Genomic DNA, 13,246 nt, shown 5'->3' on the forward strand with positions numbered 1-13,246 from the left:
ATCGGCCCCCGGCGCGCCGCCCTCTGCAGGCCGCTCGTTAACCCAAAATTAGGGGTATCCTGCGATCTGCATACCCGGCCCGCTTTCATGCGGTGGACAGGACAGGAACAGCAGGGGGACCAGCCTGTGCGAGTATTGGCATTGGCGTCACAAAAAGGGGGTTCGGGCAAGACCACGCTTTCGGGCCACCTGGCCGTGCAGGCCCAGCGCGCCGGCGCGGGGCCGGTCGTGCTTATCGACATCGACCCGCAAGGCTCGCTTGCCGACTGGTGGAACGAGCGCGAGGCGGAATATCCCGCCTTCGCCCAGACCACAGTGGCCCGCCTGGCCAGCGACCTGCAGATCCTGCGCCAGCAAGGCTTCAAGCTGGCGGTGATCGACACCCCGCCGGCCATCACCATGGCGATCCAGTCGGTGATCGGCGTGGCGGAACTGATCGTCGTCCCCACCCGCCCCAGCCCGCACGACCTGCGCGCCGTGGGCGCGACCGTCGACTTGTGCGAACGGGCGGGCAAGCCTCTCGTCTTCGTCGTCAACGCGGCGACGCCCAAGGCCAAGATCACGTCGGAGGCCGCCGTCGCGCTGAGCCAGCACGGCACCGTGGCCCCGATCACCCTGCACCAGCGAACCGATTATGCCGCCTCGATGATCGACGGCCGGACGGTGATGGAGGTCGATCCCGACAGCCGCAGCGCGGCCGAGGTCACGGCGCTGTGGAACTATGTCGCCGATCGGCTGGAGAAGAATTTCCGCCGCACCGTCTTTGCCGCGCCCAACGCGGTCTCTCCGGCCCCAGGGGTCTATCGCCCGGCAGGCGGCTTCGGCCGCCGCGTGGCGCAGTAGGACCGCGAACCGGCCATGAGCGACGCCAACTTCGCCTCCCTCAATTCCTCGCTGCTCGCACGCAAGGGCGGCGCGCGCCCGGCCATGCGCCCGCAGTCGGCCCTGGTCGGCGGGCAGATGCCGGCCGAGGGGATCGAGGACCTTGGCTGGAACGACATGGGCGAGGAGCCCGAGCCCCCGCGCGAGGCCGATGTCCTGCAACTGACCCCGTCGCCCGCGAACCCGGCCACCGCGGCCGAGGCGCGCGAGATCGATCACGAGGCGAAGGACCAGCTCGGCGTCGGCTCCGACGAACCCGAAGCGGCCGTCCGGCAGGCCGAAGCGCCCGCCCCGCAGTCGCGCAGCGAAGAATCGCAACCGGGTGAAGACACGGCTGACGAAACGCCGGCCGAACCGGCCGTCCGCCGCCAGCAGGCCGAAATCGCACAGCGGATGGGCGCCGAGATCGAGCGCGCGGCCCCGCCCGTCCGCCGCTCGGCCCTGGCACGCGGCAAGCGTGCGGCCTTCACCCTGCGGCTCGACGGCGACCGCCACCTGAAGCTGCGGCTCGCCTGCACCGTCCGCAATCGCAGCGCGCAACAGATCGTAACCGAAGCGCTCGACGCGCTGCTCGGGACAATGCCCGAGCTCGACAATCTCGCGGCCCAGATCGAACGGCCGGCGGAGAACATGGGGAAGAACCGATGACCCGGACCACCACGACCAACCGCCTCGTGGCAGTGGCCCTGACCAGCGCCCTTGCGACGACCGCCCTTACCGGCTGCACGACCCAGGCCGCGCCGCGCGCCGATCTCTCGGCGAACAAGGCCCAGACGGCGCTGGCGAAAGGCAACGAGGACGCGGCCGTCGCCCATGCCGAGGCCGCCGTTCACGCCGAACCGCGCAATGCCGGCTATCGCGCGATGCTCGGCGCAGCCTACCTGAAGGCAGGCCGGTTCCAGTCGGCCGCCACCAGTTTCCAGGACGCGATGGCGCTGGGCGACAACTCGCCGCGCACCGCGCTCAGCTATTCGCTGGCCCAGACAGCCGTGGGCAATTACCCCAAGGCGCTGGCCGTGCTCGACGACTGGCGCGACGATCTCGATCCGGCCGACCTCGGCCTGGCCCTGGCGCTGGCCGGCCAGCCCGATCGCGGGGCGCAGGTCCTGGCCAATGCCCTGCGCGGCGGCCAGAACACGCCCAAGGTCCGCCAGAACCTCGCCTATGCCTATGCCCTGCAGGGCAACTGGCGCGCCGCCCGCCTGATGGCGGCCGAGGACGTGCCTTCGGACCAGCTCGACGAACGCATCGGCGAATGGGCCCAGGCCGTGCGGCCGGAAATGTACCAGGCCCGCGTCGCCCGCCTGCTCGGCGCGCCGGTGGTGCGCGATCCGGGCCAGCCGGTGGCCCTCGCCCTCGCCAACAATCCCGGTTCGGAACAACTCGCGGCCGAGGCCGCGGCGCTGGCCCAGCCGGCGAGCCCGCCGGCCGCGGCGCCCGCCGCCACCCCGGCTCCGGCGCTCGCCGATGCCCGCCGGGGCGCCGAACTGCCGCCGGTCGAACCGGCGCCGCAGCTTGCGGTCGCCAACCCGCGAGTGGAGAAGCCGACCGACGTCGAAAGCGCCTTCGCGGCGCCGGCCCCTTCGGGCGCGACACCGGCCCAGATCACCAAGAGCGTCGTCGCGTTCATTTCCGAGCCGGTCGTGCAGAAGATGCCCGCCCGCTACGGCGCGGAAGCGCCCAGGCCGGCCAGGACCCGCGCGGCCGCGGCCGGCACGGACGCGCCGCGTTTCGAACGCGCCGACGGCAAGCACCTGGTGCAGCTGGGATCGTTCTCCAGCCGCGAGGGCGCTCGCCGCGCCTGGGGCATCTATGCCCGGACATATCCCGATCTCGACCGTTATCGCATGGTCATCACCGAAGCGCGCGTGCGCGGGAAGACGTATTACCGCGTGTCGGCCGGCGGCCTGCAATCGGCCGAGGCGCGCTCCGTCTGCTCGACGGTCAAGGCGCGCGGCGAAGGCTGCATCCAGTGGGCCGAGGGACGCCCGCTGCCCGGCGCGGTGGACAGCGGCGTGCGCATGGCGCGCCGCTGATCGCGTGCGCCGGCCGGGCTGCGCGGCCTAGAGCCGCACCCCGCCCTTGAACAGCGCGAGTACGCGCCCCTGCGCGGGCTGACCGTCGAACGGCGTGTTGCCGGCCGTCGCCTCCATTTTCCGCCGATCGACGACCCACGGCCTCTCGGGATCGATCAGCGCCACGTCGCCTTCGAACCCTTCGCGCAGGGCGCCCGCCTCAGCGCCGAGCAGGCGCGCCGGCGCGCCCGCCAGCAGGTCGAACGCGCGGGCGAAATCGATCACCTCGTCGCGCACCAGCGTCAGCGTCATCGCCAGCAGGGTTTCGGCCCCTGCCATGCCCGGCGCGGCGTCGGCGAACGGCAGGCGCTTGTCCTCCGGCCCGCGCGGATCGTGGCCCGAGCAGACGACGTCGATCGTCCCGTCACCGATCGCCTCGATCACTGCTTGCCGGTCGGATTCGCAGCGCAGCGGCGGGGACAGGCGGGCAAAGGTCCGGAAATCGGCCGTCGCCAGGTCCGAGAGCATGAAATGCGCCGGGGTGACGCCGGCGGTAACGCGCACCCCGCGCGCCTTCGCCTCGCGCACGATGTCGATCGCCGCGCGGGTCGTCAGCTGCCGGAAATGGACGCGCGCGCCGCTCATTTCCGCCAGCGCGACATCGCGCGCGACCGCCAGGGCCTCGGCCTCGGCCGGGGCGGCGGGCAGGCCCAGCCGCGTGGCGATTTCCCCCGCCGTCGCCGCGGCCGAACCGGCGAGCGCGGCATCTTCGGCATGGGTCACGACCACGAGGTCGAGCATCGCCGCGTATTGCAGCAGGCGCAGCATGACCCCCGAATCGCCGATCCATTGCCGGCCGGTGGCGATGCCCCGCGCGCCGGCCGCCTTCATCAGCGCGATCTCTGCCAGCTCGCGCCCTTCGAGCGCGCGCGTGGCCGCCGCCAGCGGGTGGACCCAGACATCGGGCTTCCCGCTCTTGGCCAGGTGCGAGACGCGGCTGGGCAGGTCGAGCGGCGGCGCCTGGTCGGGCATCAGCGCCGCGCGCACGATCCCGCCGAAATGGAACGCGGGCTTGTCGACCGCGAAGACCCCCAGGTCCACCAGCGCCGGCGCCACCAGGCCGCCACGGGCATCGATCGTCTCGTCGCCGTCCTGCGGCGCGACGTCGCCGAGGGCGGCGATCCTGCCATCGACGATCCGCAGGCTCCCCGCCTTCACGCCTTCGGGCAGGACCAGCCGCCCCCCCGTGACGGTGATCGCGCGTTCCTGCTTCATGTCCATTGCCCGTCGTTCCAGCCGGGAACGGCCCTGCCCCGGCGCGTCAGCACGTCGAGGCAGGCCATGCGCACGGCGACCCCCATTTCGACCTGGCGGGTGATGATCGACCGGTCGAGCATGTCGGCCACGTCGCTGTCGATCTCCACCCCGCGGTTCATCGGCCCCGGATGCATGACCAGTGCGTCGGGCGCGCACCGATCCAGCCGCGCGCGCGTCAGCCCGTAGAGATGGTGGTATTCGCGCGCGGAGGGAATGAATTGCCCGCTCATCCGCTCGGTCTGCAGCCGCAGCATCATCGCCACGTCCGCCCCGTCCAGCGCGGCGTCGAAATCGGCGAAAGTCGCGGCCCCCATCGCCTCCACGCCCACCGGCATCAGCGCCGGGGGCGCGCAGAGCCGAACCGACGCGCCGAGCGCCTGGAGGCAGAGAATGTTCGAGCGCGCGACCCGGCTGTGCAGGATGTCGCCGCAGATCGTGACCGTCAGGCCGGTGAAATCCTCGCTCCCCTCGCCGCGGGCTTCCAGTGCGTGGCGCAGCGCCAGCGCATCGAGCAGGGCCTGCGTCGGATGTTCGTGCTGACCGTCCCCGGCATTGAGGACCGGGCAATCGACCTTGCTCGCGATCAGGTCCACCGCGCCGCTGGAACCGTGCCGGATGACGATCGCGTCGGCCCGCATGGCGTTGAGCGTGACCGCGGTGTCGATCAGCGTCTCGCCCTTCTTCACGCTCGACTGCGCCGCGTGCATGTTCACCACGTCCGCGCCCAGCCGCTTGCCGGCAATCTCGAAGCTGAGCAGCGTGCGGGTCGAGTTCTCGAAAAAGGCGTTGATGATCGTCTGGCCCGACAGCGCGTCGCAATGCTTGTCCGCGCGCCGGTTGAATTCCACCCACTGTTCGGCCTCGGCCAGGAGGAACAGGATCTCGTGCCGTTCCAGCTGCGCGATACCGGTCAGGTCGCGATGTGGAAATGCCCGCGCCCCCGCTGGGAAGCGGCCGGGAGGATTGGGGGTGCCCGTCGATGCCATCGAAGCCAGCCCCTTAGGGGGCACCGGTGGCGCTGGCAATGCCCTGCCGCCCAAGCCCCTACCCGCCCGGCGATACGACCGAACGGCGATCCACCCCCGCCGCCCGGGCTATGCGCAAAGCCCCTTGTCGAGCGGCATCGGTCGCTCGCACCCTTTCGGCTGGAACCCGTGCCCCGACCGCACTAGGTTGCCGGCAATCGCGCGATTTCAGGGGTTTTTCCGAAGATGAGTTTTGCAGGCAAGGTCTGGCGGCTGCTGGTGGGGATCAAGGACGGGCTGAGCCTCGTCTTCCTCCTCCTGTTCTTCATGGCGCTCTACGCCATACTGACGGCCCGCCCCAGCCCGGCCCAGGTCCGCGAAGGGGCCCTCCTGCTCGAACTTGACGGCGTGGTGGTGGAAGAAAGCAGCCCGATCGACCCGATCGGCGTCCTGCTTTCGGGCGAACCGCCGATCGGCGAGTTCCAGGCACGCGACCTGGTGCGCGCGATCGACGAGGCCGCGACGGACGAGCGGGTGAAGGCTGTCGTGCTCGACCTCACCTCGTTCCTCGGCGGCGGGCAAGTCCACCTGCAGGAAATCGGCGCCGCGCTCGACCGCGTGCGCGCGGCGGAAAAGCCGGTGCTCAGCTATGCCGTTGTCTATGGCGACGACGCGATGATGCTGGCCTCCCACGCGAGCGAGGTCTGGGTCGATCCGATGGGCGGCGCGCTCGTCGCCGGGCCGGGCGGGTCGAACCTCTATTTCGGCGAACTGCTGGAAAACCTGAACGTCCGCGCCCGGGTGTACAAGGTGGGCGAGTACAAGTCGGCGGTCGAACCCTATTCGCGCAACGACATGTCGCCCGAGGCGCGCGAGAACTACCAGGCGCTCTACGGCGCGCTGTGGGAGGAGTGGCAGGCCAACGTGAAGAAGGCCCGCCCGCAGATCCAGCTCGACCGCATCACCGCGCAGCCGGCCGAATGGATTGCCGAGAGCGACGGCGACCTGGCGACCGCCGCGGTGGCGGCCGGGCTGGTGGACGAGCTGGGCAGCAAGACCGAGTTCGGCGAACGCGTGGCCGAGATTGCCGGGGCCGACACCTGGGACGACACGCCGGGCACCTTCGCGCATAGCGAGCTGGAACCCTGGCTGGCCGAGATCGAGCCCGACGAAACGGGCAGCAAGATCGGGGTCGTCACGATCGCCGGACAAATCGTGGACGGCGATGCCGGCCCCGGCACCGCCGGCGGCGATCGCATCCGCGACCTGCTTCTCGACGCGCTCGACGAAGACCTCGCCGCGCTTGTCGTGCGGGTCGATTCGCCGGGCGGATCCGTCACCGCATCGGAGGAAATCCGGCGCGCGATCCTGCGACACAAGGCGAACGACATCCCGGTCGCCGTGTCGATGGCCAATGTCGCGGCCAGCGGGGGATACTGGGTCTCGACCCCGGCCGACCGGATCTTTGCCGAGCCCGAATCGATCACCGGGTCGATCGGCATCTTTGCCGTGATCCCGACGTTCGAGGATGCGGCGGCGCAATGGGGCATCCATGCCGACGGCGTCCGCACGACGCCGCTTTCCGGCCAGCCCGACCTGATCGGCGGCTTCACGCCCGAGGTCGATGCGATCCTGCAAAGCTCGATCGAGGACGGTTACCGCGATTTCCTCGTCCGCGTCGCCGAATCGCGCAACCTCACGCCCGAGCGGGTGGACGAGATCGGCCAGGGGCGCGTGTGGGACGGCGGCACCGCGCGCCAGCTGGGCCTGGTCGACCAGTACGGCGGCCTCCAGGATGCGATCGCATGGGTCGCCGCCCAGGCCGAGCTGGAAGAAGACGACTGGCACGTCGAATACCTCGGCGACGACGCGCAGCCCTACGAATCGCTGGTCCGCCAGATGGTGACCGGCGAGGCCGGCCGGGGGCTGGATGGCGGGGGCGGGGATCTCTTCGCCGTTGTCGCGCGCGGCGAACAGGCCCGGATCGGCCAGGCTGTCCGGACGTTCGAGCGGCTTCTCGGCGCGCGGGGGATGCAGGCCTACTGCCTCGAATGCCCGCCGCCGGCGGCCGCCCGGGCGGAAGATGCCGGCCGGGGCGGCTGGCTGGCGCGGCTGGCGGCCCTGCTCGACTGACCGACGGGCAAGCGGTTCGCCTGCAGGCAGAGACCGCTTGCCATTCGCCCGTCCCCATGGCAAAGGCGCGCCCCTGCCGCAGAGGCAGCCTTTTGCAAGGCCGTCGGGCGGGCGCGTAGCTCAGTGGTAGAGCACACCCTTCACACGGGTGGGGTCGCAAGTTCAATCCTTGCCGCGCCCACCACGATTTCTCCGTGGATGACCGGATTCGTGGTGCCATCGGCACGGCCGCGCCGGCGGCCGGGCGGTCCTGCGCGGGCTGCGCCGCCTACCCCTGGCCGGCGTGCGGCAGCGTCGCCTTAACCCGCAGCATGGCGATCGCGGCGACGAGCCAGCTGGCTGCCGCGAAGAGCATCGTCCACACCGGCTCCCCCGGGAACAGGGCCTGCATGATGCTTCCGGTCACCGTGGCCACCAGCAGCTGCGGGATCACGATGAAGACGTTGAACAGCCCCATGTAGATGCCGAGCTTGGCCTGCGGCAGGTTGCTGGCGAGGATCGCGTAAGGCATCGCCAGGATGCTGGCCCAGGCGATCCCGATGCCCACTTCCGCCACCAGCAGCATCGTCGCGTCGCGCACCGCGAAGAACATCAGGAAACCCGCCGCGCCCAGCGTGAGGCAGATCGAGTGGGTCATCACCTGCCCGACCTTTCGGCTGAGCCAGGGTAGCAGGAGGAGCGCGGCCACCGCCGCGACCCCGTTGTAGACGGTGAACAGCACGGTGACCCAGTTCGCCCCCTCGTTATAGGCGACGCTGGTCGTATCGCTGCTGCCGAACACGTACTGGGTCACGACCGGCGTGGTGTTGATCCACATGATGAACAGCGCCGACCAGCTGAAGAACTGGACCAGCGCGAGCCGCTTCATCACCGGGGGCATTCCGGAGAAATCCCCGACGATGCTGGAAAGCATGTTCGCCGTTCGCCCGCGCCGGGCCAGCCCTATGCCGAGCGCGCTGAGAATGCCGTAGGCGACCAGGAGCGCGCCGAGCAGCAGGACTTCCTTTTCGAAGCCGGCCCAGTCGACCGACAGGAGCACCGCGACCCCCGCGGCGATCCAGAGCGCGCTGGCGCGATAGCTCTTGCCCGCCAGCGCATCGACCGTCGGGGTCGGCGCGCGCGCCTGCTCTTCGGCAAAGGCCGCCTGCTGTTCGGGGCTGTATTCGCGCGTCGTGAAAACCGTCCACATGACCGCGGTGAACAGCGCGATGCCGCCGGCCCAGAAGCTCCACTTCACCGTCCCCGGCAGGCCCCCGTCGGCGGCGAGGTTGCTGACGCCGGCCTGTTCGAGGAACCAGGGGAAGATCGAACCGACCACCGCGCCCGCGCCGATGAACGCGGTCTGCACGGCGTAGCCCGCCGCGTGCTGATCGGCATGAAGCATGTCGCCCACGAAGGCGCGGAAGGGTTCCATCGAGATGTTGAGCGAGGCGTCGAGCAGCCACAGCATCGCCGCGGCGAACAGCAGGGGCGCGCCGAACGCCGGGCTGAGCGGCATGAGGAACAGCGCGAGGGCCGACAGGATCGCCCCGGCGAGGAAATAGGGGCGGCGGCGCCCCAGCCGGTTCCAGGTCCGATCGGACAAGTGGCCGATGATCGGCTGGACCAGCAGCCCGGTCAGCGGCGCGGCGACCCACAGCGCGGGCAAGTCGTCGATGCTCGATCCCAGGGTCTGGAAGACGCGGCTCATGTTCGCGTTCTGCAGGGCGAAACCGATCTGGATGCCGAAGAATCCGAAGCTGATGTTCCACAGCCCGGCGAAGCTCTGGCGCGGCTTCTGCCGCAGCACCTGGTCCATGCCCTGTCCCTCGTCCCTGTCCCGCGGATCTTCGTCCGCGTGCAATCCTCGCTTCCCCGATCGCTTGCACGGCAGCGACCGGCCGCCAAGTGCGTATACGAATACGTTGGCCGGTCAGGCGGCGCCGCTGCTGCCGCGGACGACCAGCTTGCCCGGCAGCTTGCGCGGGGGCAGGTCGCGCCCCTCGATCTGGGCCAGCAGGGTCTGGACCAGGGCCTGGCCGGCACCCCGGATGTCCTGCATCACCGTGGTCAGCGGCGGGGTCGTGAGGCTGGCGGCCGGGATGTCGTCGAAGCCGACCACCGCGACATCTTCGGGCACGGCGCGCCCGGCATCGGCCAGGGCGCGCATCGCGCCGATCGCGATCAGGTCGCTCGCGGCGAAGATCGCGTCGAACGCCTGCCCGCTGTCGAGCAGCGCCTGCGCCGCGGCGCGCCCTTCCTCCTCCGTGGTCAGCGCGTCGAACTGCAGCGAGCGATCGAAGGCGAGGCCGGCCGCTTCCAACGCATCGCCCAGCCCGCGATAGCGGCCGGCAAACTCGGGATAATGGTCGTCGGCATGGCCGAGGAAGGCGATCCGGCGGCGGCCCCGGGCGATCAGGTGCTCGCCCGCCAGGCGGCCCGCGGCGACATTGTCGGTCCCCACGGTCACGCCGCTGGTGTCGCTGGAAACCGATCCCCAGCGGGCGAAATGCGTGCCCTGCCGGGTCAGCTGCTCCATGCGTTCGCGGTAGCGGGTGTAATCGCCGTAACCGAGCAGGATCAGTCCGTCGGCCCGGTGGCTGTCCTGGTACTGGACGTGCCAGTCGTCCTCCATGCGCTGGAAGGAGATCAGCAGGTCCAGCCCGCGGTCGGCGCAGGCCCGGGTGATCGATCCCAGCATCGCGAGGAAGAACGGGTTGATCATGCTGTCATCGGGCGTCGGGTCCTCGAAGAACAGAAGCGCGATCGTGTTCGAGCGCTGGCTGCGGAGCGAGGACGCGTTCTTGTCGACCGTGTAGTTGAGTTCGCGCGCGATCCGTTCGATCTTCGCGCGGGTCTTGGCGCTGACGGCCTTGTCGCCGCGCAGCGCCCGGCTGACCGTCGGCTGCGAGACCCCCGCGGCATAGGCGATGTCGAAGCTGGTCGGACGGCCGGTCGGCTTGCGCCCCATCGCTCCTCTCCTCTGGCAGGGGTGCCGCATGGCCCCCGCCAGCCTGCATAGAAAAGCCGCGCAGAACGGGCAACGGCGGGGCGCCCAAACCCCGCACGGGCGGCACCGGCCGGCCTCGCGTGCGCCGCAACAACATACGTATGCTGTCTTCCGCCCCCGATCGCACCGGACCTATGCGGGGCATCGACCGGGCATCGTGGTGACGCGCTGCCCGCGTGGGACTGGAGATTTTCGCCCAGGCAACCAGCATAGGTTCCGGGCCGTTTGGGGAGTGCATCGAAATGGCAATTCGCAGCAAGCTTACTGCAACCGTCAGCCTGCCGGCCTGCGCCGCCGCGCTGGCAGGACTGGCCAGCCCGGCCGCAGCGCAGGACCCGGTGGAAAGCGCCGAGGGCGGCGACGAGGATGTCATCATCGTGTCCGGCTATCGCGCCTCGCTGGAAAGCGCGATCGCCGAGAAGCGCGAGAAGGACCAGATCATCGAATCGGTTTCGAGCGAGGACATCGGCAAGCTGCCCGATGCCTCGATCGGCGAATCGATCGCACGCCTGCCCGGTCTCACCTCGCAGCGCATCTCGGGCCGCGCCGGCTATATCTCGGTGCGCGGCTTCGGCCCGGATTTCTCGAGCACGCTGCTCAACGGCCGCCAGCAGACCTCGACCAGCGACAACCGCGGGATCGAGTTCGACCAGTATCCGTCGGAGATCGTCAGCTCGGTCGATGTCTACAAGTCGCCTTCGGCCAACCTCGTCGGCCAGGGCCTGGTCGGCACGATCGACATCCGCACGATCCGCCCGCTCGACAAGGGCGAGCAGGTCATCGCCGTCGGCGCGCGCGGCGTCCACGCCGATCTCGGCAAGCTCAACAGCGGGTCCGACGATTTCGGCTACCGGGCGTTCGGCACTTACGTCGACCAGTTCGCCAACGACACCCTCGGCCTGGCCCTGTCGGTCGCCTATTCGAAGGAGCCGTACCAGACCGAAGAATTCGAAGCCTGGGGCTACGCCGACGGGCCCGACGGCAACCAGGTCATCGGCGGCGTGAAGCCTTTCGTCACCTCGTCCAACCTCAAGCGGCTCGGCGTCAACGGCACGATCCAGTACCAGGCGTCGCCGACCACGATGCTGACGCTCGACGGGTTCTATTCCGACTTCGACGATACCAACATCAAGCGCGGGATCGAGATTCCGCTCGCATGGTCGGGCGCGCAGCTTTCGCCCACCGGGCTGGAAGTGAACGACGGCCTGGTCACCGGCGGCACGTTCTCGGGCGTCGAAGCGGTCGTGAACAACCACAACTACGTCCGCAAGGCCAAGCTCTATTCCGGCGGCTTCAACATCGCGCACGAGGGCGACGACGGCTGGAACGTCAACGCCGACGTCAGCTTCTCGCGCACCGACCGCAACGAGCTGATCCTCGAATCGAACGCCGGCACCGCGCCCGGCGGCGGCACCGGAGCGACCGACACGCTGACTTTCCGCTCGACCACCAGCGGGACTTTCTTCACCGACCAGGTGCTCGACTACAGCGATCCGGCGCTGATCCAGCTGACCGACCCCCTCGGCTGGGGCGGCGGAGCGCCGGGCGGCCGCCAGCACGGCTATTACAACGACCGCATCGTCGAGGACGAGCTGTGGCAGTTCCAGGCCGATATCGAGAAGGAGTTGGCCGGCGGCTTCCTCCGCTCGATCGAGGCCGGGTTCAACTTCGTGACGCGCCAGAAGACGCTCGTGCCCGACGAGTACTTCCTGCATCTTTCCGGCGATCGCCTTCAGGCGCAGGTGCCCGACCAGTACCTGCTCGAGCCGACCAACCTCGACTATCTCGGCCTCGGCCCGATGGTCAGCTACAACCCGCTCGACCTGCTCAACGGCGGCGAATACGTGATCGTCCCGAACGAGGCGGAAGACGTCCTGTTCAAGAGCTTCGCGATCAACGAAGACATCATGACGTTCTACGCCCAGGGCAATATCGAGAGCGACCTCGGCTCCGCCCTTCTCACCGGCAACTTCGGCGTCCAGGCGATCCATACCGACCAGAGCTCGACCGGCTTCGTCAACACCGGGGCCGCGCAGGGCATCATCGAGCGCACGCTGGGCGACAATTACTGGGACGTCCTGCCCAGCATCAACCTGTCGCTGCGTTTCGACAGCGATTTCATCATCCGCGTCGCCGCCGCGCGCGAGATCCAGCGCCCGCGGCTCGACGACATGCGGGTCAACTTCAGCTACGGCGTGGACCCGATCGAGGCGATCGTGACCGGTTCGGGCGGCAATCCCTACCTGCGCCCCTACCGCGCGACTGCGTTCGACCTGAATTTCGAGAAATACTTCGGCAATGCCGGCTACCTCGCCGCCCAGCTGTTCTACAAGAAGCTGCACAACTACATCTACACGGCGGAAAGGCCGTTCGATTACAGCAGCTTCCCTGTCGTCGATCCGGGGTATCCGTTCAGCTACCAGGGGCGCATCAGCGCGCCGATCAACGGCGACGGGGGCGAGATCTACGGCGTCGAGCTGGCGGGCACGCTGCCGTTCGACACATTCGTTTCCGCGCTGGAAGGCTTCGGCGTCACCGGCGGGGTCAGCTACACCAAGTCCAAGATCCAGCCCGACCCGGATTCGCCCCCGTCGGACATTCCCGGCTATTCGCGCTGGGTCGCCAACGGCACCGCCTATTTCGAGAAGGGCGGCTTCTCGGTCCGCGGCTCGATGCGCTACCGCTCGACCTTCCTCGGCGATTTCTCCGGCTTCGGCGCCAATCGCGTCCGGCGCCGCGCCAAGGCAGAGACGATCGTGGACGCGCAGATCGGCTACGACTTCCAGCCGGGCAGCACGCTGGAGGGGCTGTCGCTCTTCCTCCAGGGCTTCAACCTGACGAACGAGCCCTTCGTCGCGATCAACCCGGGCGAGCCGCTGCAGGTGATGAACTACCAGAACTACGGGCGCCGCTTCATGGGCGGCTTCACCTACAAGTTCTGATCG

Annotated in this window: 9 protein-coding genes and 1 tRNA gene; 6 read left to right on the top strand and 4 right to left on the bottom strand. The window is 69.4% G+C overall.

Annotation, left to right across the window (positions count from 1 at the left end):
- The first annotated feature begins 126 nt into the window (after nt 1–126).
- From T8T98_RS11230 to T8T98_RS11240, 3 genes are read left to right on the top strand one after another with little or no spacing between them, the layout of a single operon-like run.
- Nucleotides 127–843, top strand: a complete 717-nt coding sequence (locus tag T8T98_RS11230) for a ParA family protein (RefSeq protein ID WP_160733978.1) — start codon at nt 127–129, stop codon at nt 841–843.
- Between the two features lie 15 nt (nt 844–858).
- Nucleotides 859–1,530, top strand: a complete 672-nt coding sequence (locus tag T8T98_RS11235) for a hypothetical protein (protein WP_251105141.1) — start codon at nt 859–861, stop codon at nt 1,528–1,530.
- Nucleotides 1,527–2,918, top strand: coding sequence for an SPOR domain-containing protein (locus tag T8T98_RS11240; protein WP_251105140.1), 1,392 nt, complete (start codon nt 1,527–1,529; stop codon nt 2,916–2,918). Before T8T98_RS11235 ends, T8T98_RS11240 begins: the two co-directional genes overlap by 4 nt.
- Nucleotides 2,919–2,945: 27 nt before the next feature.
- Here T8T98_RS11240 and T8T98_RS11245 read toward each other — a convergent pair whose 3' ends face one another.
- Both T8T98_RS11245 and T8T98_RS11250 read right to left on the bottom strand, forming a co-directional pair.
- Nucleotides 2,946–4,172 carry a dihydroorotase gene (locus T8T98_RS11245; RefSeq protein ID WP_251105952.1) on the bottom strand — a complete coding sequence of 409 codons (1,227 nt, stop codon included), beginning with the start codon at nt 4,170–4,172 and terminating at the stop codon, nt 2,946–2,948.
- Nucleotides 4,169–5,200: an aspartate carbamoyltransferase catalytic subunit gene (locus T8T98_RS11250; protein WP_251105139.1), complete on the bottom strand. Its 1,032-nt coding sequence runs from the start codon at nt 5,198–5,200 to the stop codon at nt 4,169–4,171. Before T8T98_RS11250 ends, T8T98_RS11245 begins: the two co-directional genes overlap by 4 nt.
- Before the next feature lie 225 nt (nt 5,201–5,425).
- Between T8T98_RS11250 and sppA the strand changes: the two genes are divergently transcribed.
- Nucleotides 5,426–7,312, top strand: coding sequence for a signal peptide peptidase SppA (sppA, locus tag T8T98_RS11255; protein ID WP_322295673.1), 1,887 nt, complete (start codon nt 5,426–5,428; stop codon nt 7,310–7,312).
- A 109-nt stretch (nt 7,313–7,421) separates the two neighbouring features.
- A tRNA-Val gene (locus tag T8T98_RS11260) sits at nt 7,422–7,496 on the top strand.
- 84 nt (nt 7,497–7,580) lie between these two features.
- Here T8T98_RS11260 and T8T98_RS11265 read toward each other — a convergent pair.
- Nucleotides 7,581–9,110 carry an MFS transporter gene (locus T8T98_RS11265; RefSeq protein WP_251105125.1) on the bottom strand — a complete coding sequence of 510 codons (1,530 nt, stop codon included), beginning with the start codon at nt 9,108–9,110 and terminating at the stop codon, nt 7,581–7,583.
- 114 nt (nt 9,111–9,224) lie between these two features.
- Nucleotides 9,225–10,262 carry a LacI family DNA-binding transcriptional regulator gene (locus tag T8T98_RS11270; protein WP_160733891.1) on the bottom strand — a complete coding sequence of 346 codons (1,038 nt, stop codon included), beginning with the start codon at nt 10,260–10,262 and terminating at the stop codon, nt 9,225–9,227.
- Nucleotides 10,263–10,543: 281 nt separating this feature from the next.
- On the opposite strand from T8T98_RS11270, the gene T8T98_RS11275 reads away from it, so the two are divergent.
- Entirely contained in the window at nt 10,544–13,243 is a 2,700-nt protein-coding gene (locus tag T8T98_RS11275) for a TonB-dependent receptor (protein ID WP_251105124.1), read from the top strand.
- The last annotated feature ends 3 nt before the right edge of the window (nt 13,244–13,246 follow it).

It is taken from the genome of Pelagerythrobacter marinus (assembly GCF_034375205.1).
Lineage (GTDB): Bacteria > Pseudomonadota > Alphaproteobacteria > Sphingomonadales > Sphingomonadaceae > Pelagerythrobacter > Pelagerythrobacter marinus.